We start from the raw sequence: 26,200 nt of genomic DNA, 5'->3' as shown, positions 1-26,200 counted from the left end.
TGATCGGCGTACCGATCCCGGTCATCATCCTTATCGCGATCTTCATGCATTGATGGATTTTGGGGCCGCTCTGCGGCCCTTCGCGGGTAAACCCGCTCCCACAGGTTCTGCAAAGGTCCCTGTAGGAGCTGGCTTGCCTGCGATGGGGCGCAGCGCGGCCCCACGGTCTACAAGAACTGCTCCGCATAATGGCAAGCCACCTGCCGCGTCCCCACCTGTCGAAACGCCGGCACTTCCTTGCCACAACGCTCCGTGGCATACGGGCAGCGCTTGTGAAATGCACACCCATCCGGCGGGTTCAGTGGGTTGGGCAACTCCCCGGTAATGCGAATCTTCGGCTTCAACGGGTCCGGGTGGATCGCCGGCGTCGCCGACAGCAAGGCCTGGGTATACGGGTGCAGCGGCCTGTCGTAGATATCCTGCTTGGGCCCCATCTCCGCCGGTCGGCCGAGGTACATCACCAGTACCTGATCGGCCACATGGCGCACCACCGCCAGGTTGTGCGAGATGAACACGTAGGCGGTGTTGAACTCCTTCTGCAGGTCCATGAACAGGTTCAATACCTGCGCCTGGATCGACACGTCCAGCGCCGAGGTCGGCTCGTCCGCTACCAGCACCTTGGGCTGCAGCATCATTGCCCGCGCCAGGGCAATCCGCTGGCGCTGGCCACCGGAGAACATGTGCGGATAACGCTGGTAATGCTCAGGCCGCAAGCCGACCTGCTGCATCATCGCCTGGACCTTCTCGCGCCGCTCGGCCTTGCTCAGCGAGGTGTTGATCAGCAGCGGCTCGGCCAACTGGTCGCCGATCTTCTGCCGCGGGTTGAGCGAGGCATACGGGCTCTGGAAGACCATCTGCACGTCACGCCGCAGCTGCTTGCGCTCGGCCTTGCTGGCGCCGTTGACTTCGGTGCCGGCGATCTGCAACGAACCGGCGGTGGGCTCCTCGATAAGGGTCAGGGCGCGGGCCAGGGTCGACTTGCCGCAGCCCGATTCGCCGACCACGGCGAGGGTCTTGCCGGCCTCCAGTTCGAACGACACGCCGTTCAGCGCGCGGACCAGGGCGTGGCCCTTGAACAGGCCGCGGGACACTTGGTAGTGACGGGTCAGGTCACGGGCAGTCAGCACGGCGGTCATCACGCCACCTCCTGGTTCAGCGGGTAGAAGCAGCGCGCCAGGCTGTGCGCCTGGGCCTCCAGGGGCGGGCGTTGGCGTCGGCAGTTGTCCTGCACATACGGGCAGCGCGGCGACAGCAGGCAGCCCTGCGGCCGGTCGTAGCGGCCGGGGACGATGCCCGGCAGCGTGGCCAGGCGTTCGGCGCCGATGCTGTGCTCGGGGATGGCCGCCAGCAACGCCTCGCTGTAGGGGTGGGCGGGGATGTCGAACAGCTCCGGCACCTGGCCGACTTCGACGGCCTGGCCGGCGTACATCACGCACACCCGTTTGGCTGTCTCGGCGACCACGGCGAGGTCATGGGTGATCAGGATCAGGGCCATGTTGCGCTCCTGCTGCAGGTTGACCAGCAGCTCCATGATCTGCGCCTGGATGGTCACGTCGAGGGCGGTGGTCGGCTCGTCGGCGATCAGCAGCCGCGGTTCGCCGGCAATCGCCATGGCGATCGCCACGCGCTGGCTCATGCCGCCCGAGAGTTGGTGCGGGTAGGCGTCGAGGCGGCTTTCGGCCGCCGGGATCTCGACCTTCTTGAGCAGCTCCAGGGCCCGCTGGCGCGCCGCCTTGCCTTTCAGGCCGAGGTGCTGGCGCAGCACCTCCTCGATCTGGAAGCCCACGGTGTAGCTGGGGTTGAGCGCGGTCATCGGGTCCTGGAAGACCATCGCGATGTCCTTGCCGACCACCTTGCGGCGCTGGCGGGCGCTGAGCGTGAGCATGTCGGTGCCGGCGAAGCGCAGGGCGTCGGCGGTGATCCGCCCGGGGGCATCGATCAGGCCCATCAGGGCCATCATGGTGACCGACTTGCCGGAGCCCGACTCGCCGACGATGGCGACGATCTCACCTGCGTCCACGCTGAGGTCCAGCCCGTCGACCACCGGCACGGCATCGGCGCCGCCGAAGCGCACGTTCAGGTTGTCTATCTGCAACAGGGTCATGGCGGTCTCCTCAGGCGGCATTCTTGAGTTTCGGGTCGAGCGCATCGCGCAGCCCGTCGCCCATCAGGTTGATTGCCAGGACCGTCAGCAAAATGGTCAGGCCGGGCAGGCTCACCACCCACCAGGCGCGTTCGATGTAGTCGCGTGCCGAGGCCAGCATGGTGCCCCACTCGGGGGTCGGCGGTTGCACACCGAGGCCGAGAAAGCCCAGTGCGGCGGCGTCGAGGATGGCCGAGGAGAAGCTCAGCGTCGCCTGCACGATCAGCGGCGCCATGCAGTTGGGCAGCACTGTGACGAACATCAGCCGTGGCAGGCTGGCACCGGCCAGGCGCGCGGCGGTGACGTAGTCGCGGTTGAGCTCGCCCATCACCGCAGCGCGGGTCAGGCGTACGTACGAGGGCAGCGAGACGATGGCGATGGCGATCACCGTGTTGATCAGGCCAGGGCCGAGGATGGCGACGATCGCCACCGCCAGCAGCAGCGACGGCAGGGCCAGCATGACGTCCATCAGGCGCATGATCGAGGGCCCGAGGATGCGCGGGAAGAAGCCCGCCAACAGGCCGAAGAAGACCCCGGGGATCAGCGAGATCAGCACCGACGACAGGCCGATCAGCAGCGACAGCCGCGCGCCCTGGATCAGCCGCGAGAGCAGGTCGCGGCCGACCTCGTCGGTGCCGAGGATGAACTGCCACTGGCCGCCTTCGAGCCACACCGGCGGGGTCAGCAGGAAGTCGCGGTATTGCTCGCTTGGATCGTGCGGGGCGACCCACGGCGCGAACAGCGCACAGAACACCACCAGGCACATGAACAGCAGGCCCGCCACTGCGCCTTTGTTGCGCGAGAAGGCCTGCCAGAATTCTTTGTAGGGCGATGGGTAGAGCAGGCTCTGGTCGAGCGGGCTGGGTGGGGTTGCCGAGGTTGTAATCGGGCTAGTCATGACGGGGCCTCAGCGCTGATGACGGATACGTGGGTTGGCCAGGCCGTAGAGGATATCCACGACGAAGTTGACCAGGATGACCAGGCAGGCGATCAACAGGATGCCGTTCTGGACCACGGGGTAGTCACGGGCACCGATGGCCTCGATCAGCCATTTGCCGATGCCCGGCCAGGAAAAGATGGTTTCGGTCAGCACGGCGCCGGCGAGCAACGCCCCGACCTGCAGGCCGAACACCGTCAGCACTGGGATCAGCGCGTTGCGCAAGCCATGCACGAAGACTACCCGCGCCGGCGACAGGCCCTTGGCGCGGGCGGTACGGATGTAGTCCTCGCGCAGCACCTCGAGCATCGACGAGCGGGTCATCCGGGCGATCACCGCCAGTGGGATGGTGCCGAGCACGATGGCCGGCAGGATCAGGTGCATGACGGCGTCCTTGAAGGCGCCTTCTTCGTCGCTGAGCAAGGTGTCGATGAGCATGAAACCGGTCCGCGGCTCGATGTCGTAGAGCGAGCCGATGCGTCCCGACACCGGCGTCCAGCCGAGGCTCACCGAGAACAGCATGATCAGGATCAGCCCCCACCAGAAGATCGGCATCGAATAGCCGGCCAGGGAGATGCCCATCACCCCGTGGTCGAACAGCGAGCCACGCTTGAGCGCGGCAATCACCCCGGCCAGCAGCCCGGCAATACCCGCGAACAGCAGCGCCGCGAAGGCCAGCTCGAGGGTCGCCGGGAACAACGTGGTGAACTCGCTCCAGACACTTTCGCGCGAGCGCAGCGATTCACCCAGGTCGCCCTCGGCGAGCTTGCCGATGTAGTCCAGGTACTGCGCCGGCAGCGGTTTGTTCAGGCCCAGGCGCTCCATGGCCTGGGCGTGCATCTCGGGGTCGACCCGGCGTTCGCCCATCATCACTTCCACCGGGTCGCCGGGGATCAACCGAATCAGCGCGAAGGTCAGCAAGGTGATACCGAAAAAAGTCGGGATCAGCAGGCCTAGGCGCCGTGCAATAAAACTCAACATGGTCGGGTGTACCTCATCAGCCGGTCAGGCCGCCAGTCGGGCGCGCTGTCCGGATTGCGCCGCCGGCTCCCGTGCAGGCTGCCGGCGGTCATTGTTGTTGTGCTACTTCACCAGGGTGGTGGCGAAGTTGTTAGTGGTCAGAGGGCTGATGTGGTAACCCTCCACGTTCTCGCGCATGGCCGTAAACATTTTCGGATGGGCCATGCTGATCCACGGCTGGTCCTCATCGTACACCGCCAGGGCCTTGAAATAGAGGCTTGCACGTTCATCGTGATCACTCACTGCGCGGGCCCGGGTGATCAACTGCTGAAACTTAGGGTTGCACCAGCGCGCATAGTTCTCGCCGTTTTTCGCTGCCTCGCAGCTGAGCAACGGCCCGAGGAAGTTGTCCGGGTCGCCGTTGTCGCCGCCCCAGCCGGTGGAAACCAGGTCGGCCTCGCCGTTCCTGGCCCGGCGCAGCATCTCGGCCCACTCCATGACCCGGATGTCGAGCCTGATGCCGATCCTGGCCAGGTCGGCCTGGAGCATTTCGGCGGACAGCCGCGGGTTGGGGTTGGTCTGCCCGCCGCCGTTACGGGTGAACAGGGTCAGCGCCGCGCCTTCGGGTACGCCGGCCTCCTTGAGCAGTGCGCGGGCCTTGTCGAGGTCGCGCGGCGGGTTTTTGTTGTCGGTGTTGAAGCCCATCATGGTCGATGGATACGGGTTGACGGCAACCTGTGCGTTGCCCTCGCCGAACAGCTGGTCGACATGGGTCTGGCGGTCGAAGGCGATGTTGATGGCCTTGCGCACGCGGACATCACTGAGGTACTCGCGCTCGGTGTTCATGGCGATGTAGCCGGTCACCAGGGCTTCCATTTCCGCCACCTTGAGGCGTGGGTCCTGCCGGATCAGCGACACGTCACCAGGCTTGGGGTACAGCGCGACCTGGCATTCGTTGGCCCGCAGTTTCTGCAGGCGCACGTTGTTGTCGGTGGCGATGGAGAACACCAGCGTCTCGGCCGGCGGTGCGCCCCGGAAGTACGCCGGGTTGGCCTTGTAGCGCACCTGGGCATCCTTGTTGTAGCGCTGGAAAATGAACGGGCCGGTGCCGATCGGGCGGCTGTTGAGCAGGCCGGGCTTGCCCGCCGCCAGCAACTGATCGCCGTACTCGGCGGAGTAGATCGAGGTGAAGGCCATGGCCAGGTCGTGCAGGAACGGCGCTTCCGGGCGGGTCAGGGTAAATACGACGGTGTGCTGGTCGGTCTTCTCCACCGACTTGAGCAGGGTCTTGAAGGCCATGCTTTCGAAGTAGGGGTAACCGACGCTGGTCTTGGTGTGCCAAGGGTGGTTGGGGTCGAGCTGGCGGCGGAAGCTCCAGAGCACGTCATCGGCATCGAAATCGCGGCTGGGCGTGAAGTAATCGGTGCTATGAAACTTCACTCCCTGGCGCAGATGAAAGGTGTAACGCAAGCCGTCGTCGCTGATCTCCCAGCGTTCGGCCAGGGCCGGCTGCAGCACGGTGGTCCCCGGCTTGAAGTCGACCAGGCGGTTGAACACGGTTTCGGCGGCCGCATCGAAAGTCACTGCGGTGGTGTACTGGACGATGTCGAAGCCTTCCGGGCTGGCTTCGGTGCACACCACCAGGGGGTTCGCCGCGAGGCTGCCGGCGGCGCCGAAGAGCAGCGCGGTGAGGGCTGTGCGTAGGGCTATCGATGTCATGGAACCTCCCTGCAATTAATGATTCCAGCGTAGCCGCCACGGCTCGCCGGGGGCGAGCCGTGGCGTCAACGGTCAGAGGATGTTGAAAGGAATGGTGGTGACCACGCGGAACTCGTTCAGGCTACCGTCGGCCTGGGCCTTGCTGGCCCGGTGCGCGGTGTAGGTGGCGCGCACGCTGGTGTCTTTCAGCGCGCCACTCTGTACCGCATAGCTGGTGCCGATACCCCACTCGTAGTGGGTCTCGCCGTCCATGCCGCGCACATCGTAGGCCGTGCCACGGTAGTGGGTGCCGTCGATGCCCCAGCCGCGCGCGTTGTACAGGTTGAACTTGAGGCCGGGCACACCGTAGGGCGCCATGTTCAGCACGTACGACAGCTGCAGGGATTTCTCGTTGGGGCCGTTGAAGTCGGACATCAACGAGTTGGCCAGGTAGATGCCGTTGGTTTCGTGCAAATAGTCGAAGTACTCGTTGCCGTTGACCTGTTGCCAGGCGGCGCTGAGGGTGTGTGCCTGGTGGGTCAGGGCGACCGACAGGCTGAAGGTGTCGTTGTCGATCTCACCGAGCTTCTTGCGGCCTTCGTCGACCGTCTTGTAGTAGTTCAGGCCAGTGCTCAGGCTGAGCGTCGCGCTGTCACCGAGCACATGGTTGGCGCCGAAGTAGTACTGGTTCCAGAAGTCATCGACCTTGGCGGCGAACAGGCTGGTGCTCAGGCTCCTGAACGGCTGGTAGCTGACCCCGGCGGTGCTCGCCCGGTCGGTTTCGGCGCCGGCGGCACCGTATTCGCTGCGGAACTTGCTCAGGCTCTGCTCGGTACGCGGCGAGACGCGGTCGAAGCTGCCCAGGTCGAACGACAGGTTGTCGAACTCGGCGCTGTGCAGGCTGAAGCCCTGGAAGCTGGAGGGCAGGGCACGGTTGCCGATGGCGGCGAGCATGGGCGTGTCGATCGCTTGGCGGCCGGCGGTCAGTGTGGTGTTGGAGATCCGCGCCTTGATATTGGCCAGGCCGGCTTTGCTCCATTGGTCGAGCGCCTCGCCGTCGCTGTGGGTGAGGGTGCGGTTGTTCGGCCCGGCGATGGCGGCGCGGCCGCGTTCGAGGGCGATGGCGTTGTAGGCGGCGACCTCGGCGGCAAAGCCGACCGTGCCTTGGGTAAAGCCCGAGCTGTAATTGAGGATACTGCCTTGCAGCCAGTTGTCGCGGCTGTGGCTGTCGTGGCGGCTGCCGTCGCTTTTGCGGTACTTCCACAGCGGTCCGCGGGCGGCGCGTTCGCGGGCGTACCAGTTGCGGGTGGTGCCGGACAGGCTCTGGCCTTCGATGAAGCCACTGGCCTCGGCTTGGTCACTGGTGGATTTGAGGGTGAGCGGGATCCGTTCCTGGCTCGCGGGTTCGGCCTGGGCGAGGGCGCAGAATGCGCCAACGGCAATGGCCAGTGCGGTTTTTCGAGTACGTCTCAAGGTTGAAGCTCCCTTTCTTTCTTCTAGTTATCGCCCTGCCTTGTGAGCGGGGCGTGGCTGTGTTGCCAGGGTTTGCCACGGGATCGCCGGGCGAAAATCGGAGGCAGATAGCCAAGGGGCACTGACGGTGCGAATCAGTCGACGCTCACGCCGGAAAAGACGTTGCGGCCGAACGGGCTGACTGCGAAGCCCTTGACCCTGACGCTGAGTGGCTGGTGGACCGTCGAATGCGCCACCGGGGTGATCGGCACCTGCTGCTTGAGGCGCTGCTGGGCCTGTTGATACAGCGCCGTACGCTGGGCGCGGTCGGTGACTTGCTTGGCCTGCTGGACCAGCTGGTCGTACTGCGGGTCACACCACAGCGAGTAGTTGTTGCCGCCGATGGCGGCGCAGCTGTACAGCGTGCCCAGCCAGTTGTCCGGGTCACCGTTGTCGCCGGTCCAGCCGATCAGGGCGATGTCGTGCTCGCCGCTTTTCAGGCGTTTGACGTACTCGCCCCATTCGTAGCTGACGATGCGCACCTTGAAGCCGAGCTTGGCCCAGTCGGCCTGGAGCATCTCGGCCATGAGCTTGGCGTTGGGGTTGTACGGGCGTTGCACGGGCATCGCCCAGAGGGTGATCTCGGTGCCCGGCTTGACCCCCGCCTGGTCGAGCAGCTGCTTGGCCTTGGCCGGGTCGTAGGCCGCGTCCTCGAGGGTGTCATCGTAGGACCATTGGGTCGGTGGCATGGCGTTCACCGCCCGTTGCCCGGCGCCCTGGTACACCGCCTGGAGGATCGCCTGCTTGTTCACCGCCATGTCCATGGCCTGGCGCACCTGCAGTTGGTCGAACGGGGCATGCCGGGTGTTGTAGGCGATGTAGCCGAGGTTGAAGCCGGGCGTGGTGAGCACCTGCAACTGCGGGTCGGCCTTGAGTTGCTGCAGGTCGGCCGGACGCGGGTGGAGGGTGACCTGGCATTCGTTGCGGCGAAGCTTCTGGATGCGTACCGAAGGGTCGATGTTGATCGAGAAGATCAGGTTGTCGAGCTTCACCTCATCCGGCGCCCAGTAATCCGGGTTGGCCTTGTAGCGGATCTGCGAATCCTTCTGGTAGCGCTGGAACACGAACGGCCCGGTGCCGATCGGCTTGTGGTTGATGTCGCTGGGCCGGCCCTCGGCGAGCAGGTGATCGGCATATTCGGCCGAGAGGATCGAGGCAAAGCTCATGCCCAGGTTCTGCAGGAACGCCGCATCGACCTTGTTGAGGGTGAACACCACGCGCAGGGGGTCGCTTTTTTCGACCTTGGCGATGTTCTTGTCCAGGCCCATGCTGATGAAATAGGGGAACTCGGTGGGGTAGGCCTTGCGTAACGGATGGTCTCTGTCGAGCATGCGCTGGAAGGTGAACAGCACGTCGTCGGCATTGAAGTCGCGGCTGGGCGTGAAGCCCTTGTTGGCGTGAAACTTGACCCCCGGGCGCAACTGAAAGGTGTAGCGCAAGCCGTCGTCGGAGACGTGCCATTGCTCGGCGAGCGCCGGTTGTACGGCGGTGCCGCCACGCTCGAACTCGACCAGGCGGTTGTAGATCGGCTCGGCGGCGTCGTTGTCGGTCGCGGCGGTGTATTGCGCGGTGTCGAACCCGGCGGGGCTGCCCTCGGAGCAGAACACCAGGTTCTTGGCGTGGGCCAAGGGCGCCTGGGCCAACAGGCCCAGGCCTAGCAGTACGGACACTAGCGGAAGATGGCGCATGGCAAGTCCTTTCCTCATGGTTGAGCCTGAATCACGGCAACAGAATCCCGTTCCAGACCTTACGGGCGTCTGGAAGGGCATGGCAGTTGGCGGATTCGCTTAGCGCTGCGGGAAAAGTCCTATAGCTCCGACGATGCGTCTGAAGAGCTATAGGGAAGTTTCCACATCGTGTTTATTCGCTGTGCGGGGCGTGGCGGAGTGCTACTTGTCCACGCTCACGCCGTAGAAGGAGTTCAACCCGAACGGGCTGATCTTGAAGTCCTTCACCTTGGCGCTCATGGGTTGGTAGACGGTGGAGTGGGCGATCGGGGTGATCGGCACCTGCTCCTTGAGGAGGTGTTGCGCCTGCTGGTACAGCTCGATGCGCTTGGCCTGGTCGGAAGTGGCCTTGGCCTGCTTGATCAGGTCGTCGTAGGGCTTGTAGCACCACTTGGAGAAGTTGTTGCCGTCGACCGCATCGCAGCCGTAGAGCGTGCCCAGCCAGTTGTCCGGGTCACCGTTGTCGCCGCTCCAGCCGATCAGCATGGCGCCTTGCTCGCCGCCCTTGGAGCGTTTGATGTACTCGCCCCACTCGTAGCTGACGATCTTCGCCTTGATGCCGACCTTGGCCCAGTCGGCCTGGAGCATCTCGGCCATCAACTTGGCGTTAGGGTTGTACGGGCGCTGTACCGGCATGGCCCACAAGGTGATCTCGGTCCCTTCCTTGATGCCGGCTTCCTTGAGCAGCTGCTTGGCTTTCTCCGGGTCGTAGGGTGCATCCTTGACGCTGTCGTCGTAGGACCACTGGGTCGGCGGCATGGCATTGCTGGCCAACTGGCCGGCGCCCTGGTAGACCGACTCGATGATCTGCGGTTTGTTCACCGCCATGTCCAGCGCTTCGCGGACCTTGAGCTGGGCCAGCGGGTTGGGCGTGTTGCTGCCCTTGATCTGGTCCATCACGTTGTAGGCGATGTAGCCCAGGTTGAACCCGGCCTGGTGGGGCATCTGCAGCTTGGCGTCCGCACTGAGCGGCTTGATGTCGGCGGGCCGCGGGAACAGGGTGACCTGGCACTCGTTCTTCTTCAGCTTCTGCATGCGCACCGAGGCGTCGGTGGTGATGGCGAAGATCAGGTTGTCGATCTTCACGTCCTCGGGCTGCCAATAGTCCTTGTTGCCCTTGAAGCGGATCAGCGCGTCTTTCTGGTACTTGTTGAACACGAACGGGCCGGTGCCGATCGGTTTCTGGTTGATGTCGGCGGGCTTGCCCTGGGTGAGCAACTGCTCGGCGTATTCGGCGGACTGGATCGAGGCAAAGCTCATGGCCAGGTTCTGGATGAACGCGGCGTCGACCTCGTTGAGGGTGAAACGTACGGTGTGCGCGTCGACTTTTTCGACGCGGGCAATGTTGCGGTCCATGCCCATGTCGGTGAAGTACGGGAACTCGGTGGGGTAGGCCTTACGGAACGGCTGGTTCGGGTCGAGCATGCGGTTGAAGGTGAACAGCACGTCGTCGGCGTTGAATTCGCGGGTCGGCTTGAAATACTCGGTGGTATGGAACTTGACCCCTTCACGCAGGTGGAAGGTGTAGGTCTTGCCGTCCTCGGCGACCTCCCATTTTGTCGCCAGTCCCGGGACCACCGCAGTACCGCCGCGTTCGAACTGGGTCAGGCGGTTGAACACGGTCTCGGCCGAGGCGTCGAAGTCGGTGCCGGTGGTGTATTGGCCTGGGTCGAACCCGGCCGGGCTGCCCTCCGAGCAGAACACCAGGTTGCTCGCGGCAAGGGCGGAAGGGGCGCCAGCGAGTAGACCGGCGCCGAGCAATAGCGGAATGACTGCGTGTTTGAGCATGGTGGCCTCATTGTTGTCATTTTTGGATGTGAGGTGGCCTCGTGAGCCGACCTGCGGATACTTGTGCAGGGGGTAATCCCATTGCAACGGTCCAAGGATAGTCGGCGGCTAAAAAGTGGAACGATCGTACTCCAATGTCGCATCGATGTAATTTTCGGCGAAGTTGATCGTTTGCGTGCGTTAAATGGTGGCATTTTGCCGAATATTTCAAGAGGGGAAGTCAAGCGGGGCGCACATGAGCAGTGCGTAGGAAAGCTCTGAAGTTTGTGTAAGGGGCGCGCAATGCGCCCCCAGTCTCACGCGAACGACAGACAGCCCGGATTGCCCGGGCCGCCTTTATCTTGCCGCTTGAAGCTCGGCGCTCTCAGCTGCCGTCACGGCATCTGCACTTCGATCAGCCCGTCGGCGTTCATGCTGACCTCGCTGGTGCCTGCTTCGATGTCCGGCGTCGCCGCTTCATCCGCAGCGCCCATGGCCTTCATCGCCATCGGCGCGCTGCGCAGGTAAGGCCGCGGATAACCGCTGCTGTTGAGGTTCAGGTTGACCACCTTGTAGCCCTTGCCGCCGAGTGCCTCGGTGGCCAGCTGGGCACGTGCCTTGAAGGCATTGACCGCGTCCTTGAGCAGTTCGTCTTCGCTGGTCTTGCGCGTGTTGGGCGCAATCGAGAAGTCCATCCCGCCCATCTTCAAGTCCTGCAGCAGGTCGCCGGTCAGCTTGGACAGGGCCGGGAAGTCGGCGCTCTCCAGGCGCAGTTCGGCACGCTCGCGCCAGCCGGTGATCTTCTGGCCCTTGCTGTCGTACACCGGGTAGCTGTTGCGGCTGCCCTGGCTGATCTTCACGTCCTTGACCCCGCGCGCCTGCTGCACGGCCTTGTTCATGGTCTCGGTGATTTCCTTGGCGAGCTTGCCGGGGTCGCTGTTCTGCGCTTCGCTGTACAGGGTCACGACCATCAGGTCGCGCGGCACTTCCTTGCTGACTTCGGCGCGCAGCGACACCTGGTTGAAGCGCGGCTCATCGGCCGCCAGCGCAGGCAGGCTGGCCAACAGGCCGCAGGAAAGGATCAGGGCAGTGCCGCGACGAGGGATTTGCATGTGTGACTCCTTGGCAAAATAAAGGCGTGGAGGCTGGACATCCATTCCACGCATGGCCCATCTGACCGGCAACAGTGTAGTGGGTTCACGCCTGCCACCCGGATACTGTGACAAAGTGTGGCGCTTTGCCGCATCGCTGCAGCGAGGGGCCCGGCTTCGGTATACTCCAGCCGTTTTTCCTGGAGCACTCATCAGGAGAGCTCATGCTCGCTGCCGCCCATCCGCTGTCCGCTACTCGCCAGAACCTCTGGCGCCTGACCGTCATTCGGGTCCTGGTCCTGGCCGCCCAGGCCGGCTCCGTAGGCGTCGCCTACTGGACCGAACTGCTGCCGCTGCCCTGGCTGTCGCTGGTGGCGACCCTGGTCCTGTCGTCGCTGCTGTGCGCCTTCACCGCCTTGCGCCTGCGCCTGTCGTTGCCGGTCACCGAACTCGAATACGCCTTCCAGCTGGCCTGCGACCTGCTGATCCACAGCGCCCTGCTGTATTACTCGGGCGGCTCGACCAACCCGTTCGTGTCGTATTACCTGGTGCCCTTGGCGATTGCCGCGGTGACCTTGCCGTGGCTCTACTCGCTGGTGCTCTCGGGCATCGCCCTGGCGGCGTACAGCCTGCTGCTGGTGCAGTTCTACCCGCTCGAGACGCTGCCGATGGCGCGCGACAAGATGCAGGTCTACGGCATGTGGCTAAGTATCGCCCTGGCGGCGGCGGTGATCACCTTCTTTGCCGCACGCATGGCCGAGGAGTTGCGCCGTCAGGAGCAACTGCGCGGTGAGCGCCGCGAAGAAAGCCTGCGCGACGAGCAGTTGCTGGCGGTCGCCACCCAGGCCGCCGGCGCCGCGCACGAGCTGGGCACGCCGCTGTCGACCATGAGCGTGCTGCTCAACGAGATGCGCCAGGACCACCACGACGTACAACTGCAGGAAGACCTGGCAATCCTTCAGGACCAGGTCAAACTGTGCAAGCAGACCCTGCAGCAACTGGTGCGTGCCGCCGAGGCCAACCGGCGCATGGCGATCGTCGAGCAGGACGTCACCGTCTGGCTCGACGAAGCGCTCAACCGCTGGCACCTGATGCGCCCGGAGGCCAGTTATCGCTTCCAGCGCCTGCAGGATGGCCCGGTGCCACAACTGACCCCTCCGCCGGACCTTACCCAGGCCCTGCTGAACCTGCTGAACAACGCCGCCGATGCCTGCCCGGATGATCTGCAAGTGCGCCTGGACTGGGACGCCCAGGACATCATCATCAGTATCCGCGACCATGGCCCGGGGATCCCCCCGGCCATCGCCGAGGCCATCGGCAAACCCTTCTTTACCACCAAGGGCAAAGGCTTCGGCCTGGGCCTGTTCCTGAGCAAGGCCAGCGTGACACGTGCGGGCGGCTCGGTGAAACTCTATAGTCATGAGCAGGGCGGTACGCTGACCGAGCTGCGCCTCCCTCATGGCAAGCGAGGAGATGAACGATGAGCGATGAAATTCAGGTCGAAGGCGAAGAGCTGCCGCACTTGTTGCTGGTGGACGACGACGCCACCTTCACCCGGGTCATGTCCCGTGCCATGAGCCGCCGCGGCTTTCGCGTGAGCACCGCGTCTTCGGCCGAGGAGGGCTTGATCCTGGCCCAGAACGACCTTCCGGACTACGCCGCGCTGGACCTCAAGATGGAAGGCGACTCGGGCCTGGTGCTGCTGCCCAAGCTGCTCGAGATGGACCCGGAAATGCGCGTGGTGATCCTCACCGGTTACTCGAGCATTGCCACGGCGGTCGAGGCGATCAAGCGCGGTGCCTGCAACTACCTGTGCAAGCCGGCGGATGCCGACGATGTGTTGGCGGCGCTGTTGTCCGAGCACGCCGACCTCGATTCGCTGGTGCCGGAGAACCCGATGTCGGTCGACCGCCTGCAGTGGGAGCATATCCAGCGCGTGCTCGGTGAGCACGAGGGCAATATCTCGGCCACCGCACGGGCCCTGGGCATGCACCGGCGGACCTTGCAGCGCAAGCTGCAGAAGCGTCCGGTACGCCGCTGAGGGGTGGCTGGCGCCTGGAGACTTGTGCTGCAGGTGCCGGCCCCTTCGCGGGTAAACCCGCTCCCACAGGGATCGCACCGTACCCTGCGGGTTTACCCGCGAAGAAGCCGTAGCTGACGGCCTAGGGCTTCAAGACCCGACTGCTGCCGTCTCCCGCGCCGCGGTCTTGTGCGCCAGCAGGGTGTAGATACACGGCAACACGAACAGGGTAAACAGCGTGCCGATCGACATCCCGGTGGCAATCACCATACCAATGTCGAAGCGGCTCACCGCCCCGGCCCCCGTGGCCAGAATCAGCGGCACCATGCCAAACACCATCGCCGCCGTGGTCATCAGCACCGGCCGCAGGCGAATCGCCGCCGCTTCCTCGATCGCCTCGCGCACCCCGAGCCCCTTGTCCTCACGCAGCTGGTTGGCGAACTCGACGATCAGGATCCCATGCTTGGTGATCAGCCCGATCAACGTCACCAGCCCCACCTGGGTATAGATGTTCATGCTCGATACCCCGAGGAACAACGGCAGCAACGCCCCGCAAATCGACAACGGCACGGTCACCAGGATCACCAGCGGATCACGGAAGCTCTCGAACTGCGCCGCCAGCACCAGAAAGATGATCGCCAGCGCCAGGCCAAAGGTCACCCACAGTGCGCTGCCCTCCTGGACGAACTGCCGCGCCACGCCGGCATAGTCGAACGAGAAGCCCTCTGGCGCTTCCTCGCGGGTAATCTGCGTGACCGTCTCCAGCGCCTCGCCCATGCTGACGATCGGCACACCCTGGATGATCGCCGAGTTGAGCTGCTGGAACTGGTTGAGCTGGCGCGGCCGGGCGCGGTCGCTGAGGGTGATCAGGGTCGACAACGGCAGCAGCTGGCCCTGGTCGTTCTTCACGTAATAGTTGTTCAGCCAGCCCGGGTTGTCCCGGTACTTGCGCTCGACCTGGGCGATCACCTTGTAGCTGCGCCCTTCGAGGGTGAAGCGGTTGATCTCGGCCTCGCCCAGCAGCGTCGCCAGGGTGCCGCCGAGCACGTCCATCGATACGCCCATCTGCGCCGCTTTGGCGCGGTCGATGTCGACCACCACTTCCGGCTTGTCGAAGGCCAGGTCGATGTCCAGGAAGGCGAACTTGCCCGAGGCCTGGGCGCGCGCCTTGACCCGTTGGGCGACGTCGAGCAGGGCCGGGTAGTCGCCGGCGGTGTTGATCACGAACTGGAACGGCAGGCCTTCGCCCGTGCCGGGCAGCGAGGGCAGGTTGAAGCCGAAGATCTGCAGCCCGCCGATCTCTTCGAGCTTGGCCTGGACCAGCGGCAGCAGCTCCATCTGGCTGCGCTCGCGCTCGTTCCAGGGCTTGAGCAGGAAGCCGCCGATGCCGCTCTGCACGCCATTGAAACCGTTGATCTGGAACGACGAGTAGTACTCGGGGAAGCCCTTGAAGATCGTCGTGAATTCGTCGGTGTAGCGGTTCAGGTAATCGAGGTTGGTCGGCTGCGGCGCGCTGCTGATCATGAAGATCACGCCCTGGTCTTCGTTGGGCGCCAGCTCGCTCTGGGTGAACTTGAGCAGCACCGGGATCAGGCACAGGATGATCACCGCGAACACCAGCACCACCGGGCGGCTGTTCAAGGTGCGGTGGAGCACGCGCTGGTAACGCACCTTCAAGCCCTCGAAGATCACGTCCAGCCGGTGCGCCAGCCCCGTGGGGTTTTCTTCGCGGCGCAACAGCAGGGCGCACATCATCGGCGACAGGGTCAGCGCGACGATGCCGGAGATCACCACCGCGCCGGCCAGGGTCAGGGCGAACTCCTTGAACAGCGCGCCGGTCAGCCCCTGCAGGAAACCGATCGGGGCGTACACGGCGGCCAGGGTGATGGTCATCGACACCACCGGCATGGCGATCTCCCGGGCACCCTCCAGCGCGGCGTCGAACGGCGTCTTGCCCTCTTCGATATGGCGGTGGATGTTCTCCACCACGACGATCGCATCGTCCACCACCAGGCCGATCGCCAGCACCATCGCCAGCAGCGTCAGCAGGTTCAGCGAGTAGCCCATCATCTGCATGAAGAACAGCACGCCGATCATCGACAGCGGAATGGTGATCACCGGGATCAGCACCGAGCGCAGCGCGCCGAGGAACAGGAACACCACGACGATGACGATCAGCACCGCTTCGCCGAGGGTCTTGATCACCTCGTCGATCGAGGCCTGGATGAACAGCGTGGCGTCGTACGCGATCGACACCTTGAGGCCGGCCGGTAGCTGGCTTTCCAGCTCGGGCATGATCCGCCGGACTTCCTTGATCACCTCCAGCGGGTTGGCCGCCGGGGTCGCCTTGATGCCGATGTACACCGACGGCGTGCCGTCGAACGAACTGACCGTGTCGTAGTTTTCGGCGCCCATCTCGACCCGCGCCACATCGCCGAGCAGCACTCGGGTATCGCCGGCGGTCTTCAGCGGCAGCGCGGCAAACGCCTCGGGCGATTTCAGCTCGGTGGTGGCGTTGATGCTGGTGACCACGTATTCGCCCTTCACCTCACCGGCCGCGGAGAGGAAGTTGTAGCGCCGCACCGCCGCCGTGACGTCGTTGGCCGAAAGGCCGAAACCGGCCAGTTTGACCGGGTCGAGCCAGATGCGCATGGCGAACACCTGGTTGCCGAGGATCTCCGCTTCGGCCATCCCCGGCAAGGTCGCCAGCTTGGGCTGGATCACCCGCGACAGGTAGTCGGTGATCTGCGGGTTGCTCATCTGTTCGCTGAAGAAGCTGATGTACATCAAGGCCGAGGCATCGGCCGCTTCCTTGCTCAGGACCGGCGCTTCGGACTCCTGCGGCAGCTGGTTGCGCACCTCGTTGGCCTTGGCCAGCAGCTCGGTGAACAGCCGGTCGCTGTTGGCGCCGATGCGCGCATAGATCGAGATGATCGAGAAGTTCTGGCGGCTCACCGAGGTCATGTAGTCGATGCCTTCGGCGCTGGCCAGGCTCTGCTGCAGCGGCTGGGTGATATAGCCCTGGATGGTCTCGGCGTTGGCACCGGGGTAGGCGGTGGTGACCGTGATCAGGGCGTTTTCCATCTGCGGGTACTGGCGGATCTGCAGCTTGCTCCAGGCCTGGAAGCCGAGCAGCAGGATCAGCAGGCTGACCACGCTGGCCAGCACCGGGCGGCGGATGAACGGGTCGGTGAACGCCATGCCAGCCTCCTGATCAGTCGGTGCCAGCGGCGCTGGACGGGGTGTCGCTCGGTTTGGCCGGGGCCTGGCTGATGCGGATCGCCGCGCCGGGGGTGAGCTTCAGTTGCCCGGCACTGACCACCTGATCACCGGCCGCGAGGCCTTGGCTGACCACCACCAGGCCATCGCGGCGCTCGCCGGTGAGCACCGTGCGCTGTTCGGCGATCAGCTGCGGCTGGCCGTCGGCGGTTTTTTCCGGCTGGCCGTCCTTGTCCTTTTTCGGGCTGACCACGTACACCGAATTGCCATAGAGGGTGTAGGTGATGGCGCTTTCCGGCACCACCACTTGCGGTTGCGGGTCGGGCAGCAGGATCAGCAGGTTGCCGAACATGCCCGGCAGCAGTTTGCGCTCGGGGTTGGCCAGGGTCGCGCGCACCAGCAGGTTGCGCGTGCTTTCCTCGACCTTGGGGTTGATCGCGCTGAGGCTGGCGGTAAAGGTCTGGCCGGGGAACGCCGCCACCTGCACCAGCACCTGCTGGCCGAGGCTCAGCTGCGGCAGGGCCTGCTCCGGCACGTTGAAGTCGACGTACAGGCTGGACAGGTCCTGCAAGGTGGCGATCACCGTGCCGCTGGCGAGAAAGTCGCCGATGTCGACCTGGCGAATGCCCAGGGTGCCGCTGAACGGCGCCTTGAGGCTTTTCTTCTGCAGTGACGCCTTGAGCTGCTCGACCACCGCCTGGTTGCGCCGGTACTGGGCGCTCAAACGGTCGAACTCACCGCGGGAGATGGCCTGGTCGACGACCAGTTGGCTGCCACGGCCGAAGTCGACCTTGGCCAGCCCGAGGTCGGCCTGGGCGGTGCCGAGCAGGGCGGTTTCTTCGCCGCTGTCGAGTTGCAGCAGCAACTGGCCGGCCTTGACCTGCTGGCCGGAGTCGAAGTGCAGCGACTTGACCGTGCCCGCCACCTCCAGGCTCAGCTCGACGCCCTGCAGCGCCTTGAGGCTGCCGACGGCGGGCAGGCGCTGCTGCCACTGGCGTTGTTCGGCCGTGGCGGCGGCGACGCTGATCGGCGGCTTGGGCGCGCTGAATACCTGGATCTGCTGGTAGATCGAGAAGGCCTTGTAGCCCCCGAGCATCACTACGATCAGCAGCACGACGGCCAACATGATCAGCATGCGGCGGCGCAGCATAGGTCCGGTTCCTTGGAAGCGTGGTTGTTATGGGTCTGGCACGACCACGGGCGATCCTGCCCACGTGCGAATGGGAAGAGTATTGCCTGTTTTCAGGAAAACGGGGGAGGACAGGGAGATGTATGGCTGTATTGGCCACTTCGCGGGTAAACCCGCGAAGTGGCCAGCCAGGTCAAGCGAGGTGCAGGTGGTTGTCCCAGAACCCGGAAGGCAGGTCCATAGGCTGGCCGATCAACTCCTGCTTGCGGCAATCATAGAAGCGGCAACGGCCCTGGCCGGAGGTGACGACAAAGCCATCCTTGACCGCCCCGACCCCGGCACAATCGGGCATCGGCGCATCGAGCCGCACCGCCGCGCTGTCCAGGTCCCAGATAAACAGCCGGTTGGCCCGCGGCGCAGTCAGTGCCACCAGGCGCAGGTCGCTGTGGATGGCGACGCTGGCGGTGTACTGGGCCATCGACTGGAGCTGGCGCTCGGGTACCGGAAACGCCTTGAACGGCTCCCCCGGACGCTTGATCGCGAGCAGCTCGGCGGTTTCGTCGGCATCGCCCATGAACTGCTGGCAGGCGACCACGGTGCCGTCGCTGCCGATGCCCAGATGGCGCACGCTGTTCATCTGCTGGCTCAGGGTTTCCTTGGACAACAGGGTGCCGTCACGCTGCATCAGCACCAGGCTCGGCTGCATGGCGTCGAGGTTCATCTCCACCCGGCTTTCGGCCTCGGTGCGGATGCCGCCGTTGGCCACCACCAGGGTTTCGCCGTCCGGCAGCCAGGACACCTGGTGCGGGCCGACGCCGTGGGTCGGGATCTCGCCGCTGTGCACCAGCCGCTCACCCTCGAAGCGGTACACGCCGAGCACGCCACGGCCAGGGTCGGTGGTGTCGTTCTCGGTGGCGTACAGCCACTCGCCGCCCTTGTGGATCACCGCGTGGCCGTAGAAGTGCCGGTTCGGCTGCGAGGTGATGGTCTGCAGCAGACGCCCGTCGCGCAGGTCGACCAGGTAGCTTTCGGTACCCGGGCGACGCGCGACGAACAGCGCGATCGGCAGTTCGGGGTGGTTGATGATGTCGTGGCAACGCTGGGCCACCTCGGTGGCGAACACCTGGCTGCCGTCCAGGCGATAGCCCACGGCATAGTGCTTGCCGTCGCCGTCGTCGCGTGCCGAAAGCAGCAGGGGTTCGCTGCCTTTGTTACGGAACAGGCTCCAGCCGCCCAAGGTCAGGGCGCTGAGCACTACGCTACCGAGTTTGATCGCCTGGCGTCGCAACATGATCAGTCACCGTCGTTGGCATTGAAGCCCAGCTGGATGTTCAACGCCTTGGCCAGTTCGCCTTCGTGCAGGCGGTGGACGACGTTGAGGCTGTCGTAGATCTGGTTGAGCGACTGTTTGCCGGCGTCGTCGGCCAGCAGCTCGCCCAGGGTTTTCGGGTTGTCGGCCAGCAGTTTGATCGAGGTCGCGTAGGCGTCGTCGATCTTTTCCGCCAGGGCGCTCTGGTCTTTGCCGAGCAAGCCACGCAGGCCTTGGTTGTCGACCCCGACCCAGACCGCTTGGGCGGCTTTCAGGCTGGCCTCGAGGCTTTTCATCGAGGAGTGGCTGCGCCACGCTTCGGCCTGCAGCGGCTGGGCGATGCCTTTGCTCTGGCGGCCCATCGGTGCGCCGAGCTTTTTCTTCAGGGTGTCCAGTGCGGTGACCTGGGCGCGCAGCAGGTCGGCGATCGCCTCGTGCGAGTCGGCGTAGCGCTGGTTGGGGAACTTGGTCATCTGCGAGAGCATGCCGTCGGTGCTGTTCCAGCCCTTGAGGATCTCTTCGGCGAGGGCCTTCTGGTGCTCACCGATGGCGACCAGCAGCGGGCAGTAGCGGGCTTTCTGCTCGGCCGTGGCGATGTCTGGCTTGCTGTCGAAGAGGATGTACTCGTAAGCCGACAGGCCACGCACGACCACGCTGGCCTTGCTCAGGCTCTGGGCATCGATCGGCTTGTCGGCGTTGACCAGTTGCTCGACCTGACGGCCGACCAGGTTCTTCTTGTCTGGCCAGAACTGCACTTGCCATGGGCGGTTGCCTTCGGCCAGCGGGCCGACCAGCAGCGGTTGCAGCTCGGCCCAGGCCTTCTGCGCAGTGAGGAAGTCGGCGCGGGCCGCGTCGAGCGAGGTCTTGCCTTCGCAATAGGACAGCGCGCTGGCGGCCAGCTGACGGTCGGCTTCGACCCAACGGCTGTAGGTCGGCAGGATCACCTGCTTGGCGATGGCGGCGGAGGTCACTGCTTGCGGGTCCTGCGGCGAGCAGGCGCCGAGGGCGAGTGCGGCGAGGCTGGTGAACAACAGTTTGGGTCGGAACATGCCCGGCTCCTTGCGCGTTTTAAAGTGAGTTCAGAAACGCCAGCAGCGCGGCGCGCTGCTCGGCATTGAAGGTCAGTACCTGGTCACGCGCCCGCTGCGCTTCGCCGCCGTGCCAGAGCACGGCTTCGAGCAGGTTGCGGGCGCGGCCATCGTGAAGCAGTTGGCTGTGGCCGCTGACCGCCTCGGTGAGGCCCACGCCCCACAGCGGCGGGGTGCGCCAGTCCTGGCCGCTGGCGGCGAATTCGCTGCGCTGGTCGGCCAGCCCCGGGCCCATGTCGTGCAACAGCAGGTCGCTATAAGGGCGGATCAGCTGATCGGCCAACTCAGGCTCGGCCGCATCGGCGGCGGTGGTGAATTGCGGCGTATGGCAGGCCTGGCAGCCGGCCTGGAAAAACAGGTTCTTGCCCGCCAGCACCTGCGGCGCATTGACGTCGCGGCGGGCCGGCACCCCCAGGTTGCGGGTATAGAAGGTGACCAGGCGCAGAATATTGTCGCTGACTTCCTTCTCGCCGTTGGCCCCGTCGCCATTGGCCGCAGCCAGGCAGTCGGTCTGCGCCGGCGTGCAGTCATCCTTCGGCAGCAGGGTGGTGGTCAGGCCCATGTCGCCGGCAAAGGCGTGCACGTTCTGCTGGTTGACGTTGGGCTGGCCGGCCTTCCAGCCGAAGCGGCCGAGCACGGTCTTGCCCTGGGCGTCATCCCAGACCTGGTTGGCACGCCCACGAATACCATCGCCGTTGCGGTCGTCCGGATCGGCATTGGCCAGGATCGCCGCCTCGGGGATGGCCTCGAGCAGGCCCAGGCCGATCATCGGCGGCGCCACCCGCGCCGAGAAGCGCGTATCGGGGTGCATCGGCCCGTAGCCGAGCTGGCTGATCTGCAGGCTCGGCCGGCGCAGCTCGACGGTATGGCCATCGGCGAAGGCGACCGTCTCGGCCTGGTACGCCACGCGGACCTTGCCCTCGGGCGCGACGCCAGGGATGGCCATGTCCTGCAGCTGGGTGCCATAGACCGGCTCGGGCACAACGCCCAGGCGCTGGATTTCCTTGGCGTACTCAGGTTGGTCAGGAATCGACAGGCGCACCAGCATCGACACCGCGTTGCTGTCATCGAGCTCGGGTGGGTGGCCGCGGCCATCACGCACGTGGCAGTTCTGGCAGGCGTTGGTGTTGAACAGCGGGCCAAGGCCATCGCGCGCGGTGGTGGTCGCGGGGGCGATCACCCAGGGGTTGCGAAAGAAGCTGTTACCGACGGCAAAGTCCAGCCGGCGTTCCGGCGAGAGGTTGGCCGAGGGCAGCGAAAAGGCGTTGCGGTCTGCGCGCAAGACGGTCGCCTTGCCACCGGACAGGGCCTCGCCCGGCTCGGCCTGGGTGAAACGCGGCGCGTCGTCACAGGCGGCGAGGGCAGTGGCCAGCAGCAGGGGGCTTAGGCGGAGCAAGGACATCAACGATCCTGGACTTGGGCGAAAAACCGGCGTGCAAGCTTAGCAGGCTCAGTATTTTTGAATAAGAGCAATTTGCAATTACTGGATGAAATCGCTGTCAGGTGGGGGGAGGGGCAGCGCGCGTTATGGCGTCTGGGTGCCCACCCTGCAGGCATGAAAAAAGCGGCCACGAAGGCCGCTTCTCTTCACATCGGATTACCGATCAGAACTCGTGATCAGCGGTATCCGGGTTCAGGTTGGAAATCCCCAACTTGCCTGCAGCCTGCTCGATCGCGCCAGTCTGCTTGACCAGCGAAGCAATCGCGTCACGCACGATCTGGTTGCCCGCAGCATTGTCCGCCGCGATCAGCTGGTCGTAATGCTCGCCCTTGAGCGCATGGTCGACGATCACTTGGATCTTGGCCTCGGTGGCCTCCAGGTCAGCCTTCAGGGTCGCATCGGCTGCCGGATCAACCTTGGCCACCAGCGAGGACAGGCTCGGGCCGGTCAGCTTGCTGCCGTCGGCGCGGGTGTACTCGCCCAGGTAGACGTTACGGATGCCCTTGGCATCGTAGAAGTGCGAGTAGTGGGTGTTGTCGCTGAAGCAGTCATGCTCGTCTTCCGGCGAGTTGGCTTCCAGGGACACCTTCATGCGCTCGCCCGCCAGTTCACCCAGCGACAGGCTGCCCATGCCGAACAGCATCTTGCGCACGCCGTCGTTGACAGGCTCTGCCTCGAGGGTGGCGCGGTAGTTGTCGGCGACGTTCGGTGCCCAGTTGCCGACCATCTCTTCGAGGTCCTTGACCAGCAGGTCGGTGACCGCTTTCAGGTAGGCGCGACGACGCTCGTTGTGGCCGCCGGTGGCACCGGTGCCTTCCAGGTAGTCCGACGCCGGACGGTTGCCCGCGCCAGGGCCGGTGCCGTTCAGGTCCTGGCCCCAGAGCAGGAACTCGATGGCGTGGTAGCCGGTGGCGACGTTGGCCTCGGAACCGCCCAGCTCGTTCAGGCTGGCGAGCTTCTCAGGGGTGATGTCCTTGACGTCGATCTTGTCTTCGCCGACCTGGATCTCGGTGTTGGCGATGATGTTGGCGCTGGCCGCCGGGTTGCCCAGGGCGTGCTCGTAGCTCTTGTCGACGTAGTCGATCAGGCCTTCGTCCAGGGGCCAGGCGTTAACCTGACCTTCCCAGTCGTCGATGATGGTGTTGCCGAAGCGGAACGCCTCGCTCTGCAGGTAAGGCACGCGCGAGGCGGCCCAGGCGTCCTTGGCAGCCTTCAGGGTTTCGTCGTTGGGCTTGGCGAGGAATGCGTCGATGGCGCTCTGCAGGGTCTTGGCGGTGCTCAGCGAGTCGCTGTAGACGGCCGAGACGAGCTCTGCGTAGTGCTTGACGACGGCCTTGCCAGCCGCTTCGTCGATCGCCCCGGGCGCTGCTGCGGCGGTGCTGGCGGCGGCAGGTGCCTGGGCTTGCGGTGCGGCAGCCTTGTCGTTCTTGCCTTCGCCGCAACCGGCGAGAGCGATAGCGATGGCCAGCAGACTGGCGGAGGCCAGAGGCATACGAATCATTGTTGGTTTTCCTGCGTCGTGGGGTTGGACGTGTGGGTGACCGTGCGCCGTGGCACGCGAAACCGTACCATCATGCGAAAGATTTGCATTTGCTGTAAAGGGCTGCGCAGCGAATTCATCGAAATGCGCGCGGGGCGGCTGCGCAAGCGGCAGGTCTTACAGCACCGAGGCCTGGTTGCGCTGTGCCTGCTTGAGGAAGGCGGTCAGCTCGCGCGCCGAAAGCGGCTTGCTGTAGTGATAGCCCTGACCCTCATGGCAGCCCTGGGCAATGATGTAGGTCTCTTGCTCGGCGGTTTCCACGCCCTCGGCGATGACTTGCATGCCGAGGCTTTTGCCCAGCTGGATGATGGCGCGGACGATGGTCGCGTCGTCATCGTCGTCGAGCAGGTCCTGGACGAAGCTCTTGTCGATCTTGATCTTGTCCAGCGGCAGCGACTTCAGGTAGCTGAGCGAGGAATAGCCGGTGCCGAAGTCGTCGATGGCGATCAGCGCGCCAGAGCGGCGCAGGCTGAGCAGGTGCTGGGCGGCGGTGCTGATGTCTTCCATCAGGCCGGTTTCGGTGACTTCCAGCTCCAGGCTGCGCGGCGGCAGGCGATAGGCCTGCAGCAGGTTGTTGACCACCCGCGGCAGCTCGTTGTGGTGCAGCTGCACGGTCGACAGGTTGACCGCCATGCGCAGTTCGCTGAAGCCCTGGTCGTGCCACTCGCGCAGTTGCCGGCACGCTTGGTCGAGCACCCATTCGCCAATGCTGATGATGTTGCCGTTCTGCTCCGCCAGCGGGATGAACTGGTCGGGCGGGACCATGCCCAGCTCCGGGTGCTGCCAGCGCAGCAAGGCTTCGACGCCGACCACGCGGTGGTCGCGGTAGCTGATCTGCGGTTGGTAGACCAGGTACAGCTGGTTGCGCGGCAGGGCTTCGCGCAGGTCTTTTTCCAGCTCGCGGCGCCGGCGCATCTCGCTGTCGACGCTGGCGATGTAGAACTGGTAGCGGTTGCGCGAACGGGCCTTGGCCAGGGTCATGGTCTGTTCGGCTTTCTGCAGCAGCTTCTCGGTGCTGTCACCGTCTTCGGGGAACAGGGTGATGCCGATGGTGGCGCGCAGGCGGATCTCGTGCAGGTCGACGCCGAACGGTGCCTCCAGGTCGTCGAGGATGCTCTGCGCCAGCTCGGCCGCCTCGTAGGGCTGCTCGATATCGGCCTGGACCAGCGCGAACTGGTCGCCGCCCAGCCGCGCCAGGGCGCCCAGCCGGCCGCTGTGGGCGCGCAGGCGGTCGGCCAGGGCCAGCAGCAACTGGTCGCCGACCTGGTAGCTGAACTGCTCGTTGATGCTCTTGAAGTCGTCCAGGCCGACGCACAGCACCGCTACCCGGCGTTGCAGGCGGCCGCCGTCGACGAGGATCTTGTCCAGTTGCTGCTGCAGCTGCTGGCGGTTCGGCAGCCCGGTGAGAAAATCGTACTGGGCCATGCGCTGCAGGCTGTTTTCGGCCTCGTGGCCAGGTGGGTGTTGCGCTCGATCGAGGCCAGCAGTTGGTTGGCGGTGTTCACCCACAAGCCCAGCTCGTTACGTTCATGGCCCTTGAGCAGGGGGATCTGGTGCTGGCTGGGGCGGTCCGGGTTGATCTGCGTGAGGTGCTCGATGATCTTCGACAGCGGCTTGGTCAGCAGCCAGTGATAGACCAGGTACAGCACCAGGCCCATGGCCAGCGCGCGCAGCACGCCGGAAATGAAGATGATCACCGCGTTGATCAGGAAGTCTTCGCCATAGGCGGCGGTGTCGAGGGTGATGCTCAGGTCGCCGTAGTATTCGCTGTAGGGCCCGCGGCCCACCAGTTGCGTGGTGTAGGTGCGCTCCTGGCCGAGAAACAGGTCGGTCAGCCAGCGCATGGACATGTCCTGCAGCGGCCGGGACTTTTCCGCCAGCATGGTTTCGTTGGGGTGGCCGATGGAGGCCATGCGCACGGATTCGTCCTGGAACAGCCCTTCCATGACCTGCATGCCCATTTCACGGTCGAGGCTGTACACCGCCTGGGTCGACGGGTCGCGGAACATGTCGAGGATGCGCTGGGCATCGCTGTCTACGGCCTGGCGGGTCTTGTAGGTGTCGTAGACGATCTGCGCGCAGCTGAGCACGACGCCAACCGCCAGCGCCGACAGCAGCACCACCCTGAGCAACTTGACCGATAAGCTGTTCCGAAATTCCAGCTTCAATGGGGTTTCCTTAATCCATGCGCATGCCATTATTTTGCCATCAGTCTTGGCAATACACTATCGACCTGTTGCGTTGCTACTGTATCGGTTGCGCTGGCCTGCGACTTGAGGGCGATGTGGCAACTTTCCCGAGGTTTGATGTTAGCGCGCTCTGCGATGGGAGCAAGAGGCTGGAGGGGGGTGAACGGGGGAAATATTCACCTGGGGGGGGAGGTCATAGCCTGGCTGGGGATAGCATTAGTTTTACTCGGTATAAGCCCTTGGTTTTTTAGTTGACCGTGACTGGGGTGCGCCCTCCGCTTACTGGGCAATCTATAAAAATGGTTCTTCAGGGATTATTGGGATAGTTGCTGGTGGGGGCGCGTTTCGATGGTTGGGCTTATCCGGTTGATGGGGGGCTGCTGCTGGCCCCTTCCGCCCTTACGGCGGGGCACTTTTTTTCCAGAAAAAA

17 protein-coding genes and 1 pseudogene are annotated in these 26,200 nt (G+C 64.7%); 2 read left to right on the top strand and 16 right to left on the bottom strand.

Annotation, left to right across the window (positions count from 1 at the left end; genetic code table 11):
• Window positions 1-167 precede the first annotated feature (167 nt).
• The 9 genes from CCOS865_RS24070 to CCOS865_RS24030 form a co-directional block, all read right to left on the bottom strand.
• Window positions 168-1,136, bottom strand: coding sequence for a peptide ABC transporter ATP-binding protein (locus CCOS865_RS24070; RefSeq protein WP_119145576.1), 969 nt, complete (start codon window positions 1,134-1,136; stop codon window positions 168-170).
• Entirely contained in the window at window positions 1,136-2,104 is a 969-nt protein-coding gene (locus CCOS865_RS24065) for an ABC transporter ATP-binding protein (protein ID WP_119145574.1), read from the bottom strand. The genes CCOS865_RS24070 and CCOS865_RS24065 overlap by 1 nt, the downstream gene beginning before the upstream one ends.
• A gap of 10 nt (window positions 2,105-2,114) precedes the next feature.
• Window positions 2,115-3,041 carry an ABC transporter permease subunit gene (locus CCOS865_RS24060; protein WP_119145572.1) on the bottom strand — a complete coding sequence of 309 codons (927 nt, stop codon included), beginning with the start codon at window positions 3,039-3,041 and terminating at the stop codon, window positions 2,115-2,117.
• Window positions 3,042-3,050: 9 nt separating this feature from the next.
• Window positions 3,051-4,061, bottom strand: a complete 1,011-nt coding sequence (locus tag CCOS865_RS24055) for an ABC transporter permease subunit (protein WP_119145570.1) — start codon at window positions 4,059-4,061, stop codon at window positions 3,051-3,053.
• Window positions 4,062-4,163: 102 nt separating this feature from the next.
• On the bottom strand, window positions 4,164-5,759 hold the full coding sequence (locus tag CCOS865_RS24050; protein WP_119145568.1) for an ABC transporter substrate-binding protein: 1,596 nt from the start codon (window positions 5,757-5,759) through the stop codon (window positions 4,164-4,166).
• Between the two features lie 72 nt (window positions 5,760-5,831).
• Window positions 5,832-7,211 carry an OprD family porin gene (locus tag CCOS865_RS24045; protein WP_119145566.1) on the bottom strand — a complete coding sequence of 460 codons (1,380 nt, stop codon included), beginning with the start codon at window positions 7,209-7,211 and terminating at the stop codon, window positions 5,832-5,834.
• Window positions 7,212-7,345: 134 nt separating this feature from the next.
• Window positions 7,346-8,938: an ABC transporter substrate-binding protein gene (locus tag CCOS865_RS24040; RefSeq protein WP_119145564.1), complete on the bottom strand. Its 1,593-nt coding sequence runs from the start codon at window positions 8,936-8,938 to the stop codon at window positions 7,346-7,348.
• A gap of 201 nt (window positions 8,939-9,139) precedes the next feature.
• A complete protein-coding gene (locus CCOS865_RS24035) occupies window positions 9,140-10,765 on the bottom strand; it encodes an ABC transporter substrate-binding protein (protein ID WP_119145562.1) in 1,626 nt (541 codons plus the stop codon).
• Window positions 10,766-11,139: 374 nt separating this feature from the next.
• A complete protein-coding gene (locus CCOS865_RS24030; protein WP_119145560.1) occupies window positions 11,140-11,856 on the bottom strand; it encodes an SIMPL domain-containing protein in 717 nt (238 codons plus the stop codon).
• Window positions 11,857-12,059: 203 nt separating this feature from the next.
• On the opposite strand from CCOS865_RS24030, the gene CCOS865_RS24025 reads away from it, so the two are divergent.
• Both CCOS865_RS24025 and CCOS865_RS24020 read left to right on the top strand, forming a co-directional pair.
• On the top strand, window positions 12,060-13,319 hold the full coding sequence (locus tag CCOS865_RS24025) for an ATP-binding protein (RefSeq protein WP_119145558.1): 1,260 nt from the start codon (window positions 12,060-12,062) through the stop codon (window positions 13,317-13,319).
• A complete protein-coding gene (locus tag CCOS865_RS24020; protein WP_119145556.1) occupies window positions 13,316-13,876 on the top strand; it encodes a response regulator transcription factor in 561 nt (186 codons plus the stop codon). Before CCOS865_RS24025 ends, CCOS865_RS24020 begins: the two co-directional genes overlap by 4 nt.
• A gap of 129 nt (window positions 13,877-14,005) precedes the next feature.
• Here CCOS865_RS24020 and CCOS865_RS24015 read toward each other — a convergent pair whose 3' ends face one another.
• The 7 genes and pseudogenes from CCOS865_RS24015 to CCOS865_RS23985 form a co-directional block, all read right to left on the bottom strand.
• Entirely contained in the window at window positions 14,006-17,056 is a 3,051-nt protein-coding gene (locus tag CCOS865_RS24015) for a multidrug efflux RND transporter permease subunit (protein ID WP_119145554.1), read from the bottom strand.
• Between the two features lie 13 nt (window positions 17,057-17,069).
• A complete protein-coding gene (locus CCOS865_RS24010) occupies window positions 17,070-18,224 on the bottom strand; it encodes an efflux RND transporter periplasmic adaptor subunit (RefSeq protein WP_119145552.1) in 1,155 nt (384 codons plus the stop codon).
• A gap of 172 nt (window positions 18,225-18,396) precedes the next feature.
• A complete protein-coding gene (locus tag CCOS865_RS24005; protein WP_119145550.1) occupies window positions 18,397-19,494 on the bottom strand; it encodes a DUF1513 domain-containing protein in 1,098 nt (365 codons plus the stop codon).
• 2 nt (window positions 19,495-19,496) lie between these two features.
• Entirely contained in the window at window positions 19,497-20,561 is a 1,065-nt protein-coding gene (locus tag CCOS865_RS24000) for an imelysin family protein (RefSeq protein WP_119145548.1), read from the bottom strand.
• Window positions 20,562-20,580: 19 nt separating this feature from the next.
• Window positions 20,581-22,002: a di-heme oxidoreductase family protein gene (locus CCOS865_RS23995; protein ID WP_119145546.1), complete on the bottom strand. Its 1,422-nt coding sequence runs from the start codon at window positions 22,000-22,002 to the stop codon at window positions 20,581-20,583.
• A 202-nt stretch (window positions 22,003-22,204) separates the two neighbouring features.
• Window positions 22,205-23,542: an imelysin family protein gene (locus CCOS865_RS23990; protein WP_119145544.1), complete on the bottom strand. Its 1,338-nt coding sequence runs from the start codon at window positions 23,540-23,542 to the stop codon at window positions 22,205-22,207.
• Between the two features lie 156 nt (window positions 23,543-23,698).
• Window positions 23,699-25,749, bottom strand: a pseudogene (locus CCOS865_RS23985) (putative bifunctional diguanylate cyclase/phosphodiesterase).
• Window positions 25,750-26,200: the final 451 nt, after the last annotated feature.

Origin of the sequence: Pseudomonas reidholzensis (assembly GCF_900536025.1) — a bacterium.
In the GTDB taxonomy this organism is placed as follows: domain Bacteria; phylum Pseudomonadota; class Gammaproteobacteria; order Pseudomonadales; family Pseudomonadaceae; genus Aquipseudomonas; species Aquipseudomonas reidholzensis.
Note: the sequence above shows the minus strand (reverse complement) of the source record. Positions and strands in the feature narration are given on the sequence as shown.

Coding starts and splice junctions, on each gene's coding strand:
- CCOS865_RS24015 (WP_119145554.1), bottom strand. CDS start 17,056: ATGGCGTTCACCGACCCGTTCATCCGCCGCCCGGTGCTGGCCAGCGTG.
- CCOS865_RS24070 (WP_119145576.1), bottom strand. CDS start 1,136: ATGACCGCCGTGCTGACTGCCCGTGACCTGACCCGTCACTACCAAGTG.
- CCOS865_RS24010 (WP_119145552.1), bottom strand. CDS start 18,224: ATGCTGCGCCGCCGCATGCTGATCATGTTGGCCGTCGTGCTGCTGATC.
- CCOS865_RS24030 (WP_119145560.1), bottom strand. CDS start 11,856: ATGCAAATCCCTCGTCGCGGCACTGCCCTGATCCTTTCCTGCGGCCTG.
- CCOS865_RS23990 (WP_119145544.1), bottom strand. CDS start 23,542: ATGATTCGTATGCCTCTGGCCTCCGCCAGTCTGCTGGCCATCGCTATC.
- CCOS865_RS23995 (WP_119145546.1), bottom strand. CDS start 22,002: ATGTCCTTGCTCCGCCTAAGCCCCCTGCTGCTGGCCACTGCCCTCGCC.
- CCOS865_RS24020 (WP_119145556.1), top strand. CDS start 13,316: ATGAGCGATGAAATTCAGGTCGAAGGCGAAGAGCTGCCGCACTTGTTG.
- CCOS865_RS24055 (WP_119145570.1), bottom strand. CDS start 4,061: ATGTTGAGTTTTATTGCACGGCGCCTAGGCCTGCTGATCCCGACTTTT.
- CCOS865_RS24035 (WP_119145562.1), bottom strand. CDS start 10,765: ATGCTCAAACACGCAGTCATTCCGCTATTGCTCGGCGCCGGTCTACTC.
- CCOS865_RS24025 (WP_119145558.1), top strand. CDS start 12,060: ATGCTCGCTGCCGCCCATCCGCTGTCCGCTACTCGCCAGAACCTCTGG.
- CCOS865_RS24000 (WP_119145548.1), bottom strand. CDS start 20,561: ATGTTCCGACCCAAACTGTTGTTCACCAGCCTCGCCGCACTCGCCCTC.
- CCOS865_RS24065 (WP_119145574.1), bottom strand. CDS start 2,104: ATGACCCTGTTGCAGATAGACAACCTGAACGTGCGCTTCGGCGGCGCC.
- CCOS865_RS24060 (WP_119145572.1), bottom strand. CDS start 3,041: ATGACTAGCCCGATTACAACCTCGGCAACCCCACCCAGCCCGCTCGAC.
- CCOS865_RS24040 (WP_119145564.1), bottom strand. CDS start 8,938: ATGCGCCATCTTCCGCTAGTGTCCGTACTGCTAGGCCTGGGCCTGTTG.
- CCOS865_RS24005 (WP_119145550.1), bottom strand. CDS start 19,494: ATGTTGCGACGCCAGGCGATCAAACTCGGTAGCGTAGTGCTCAGCGCC.
- CCOS865_RS24050 (WP_119145568.1), bottom strand. CDS start 5,759: ATGACATCGATAGCCCTACGCACAGCCCTCACCGCGCTGCTCTTCGGC.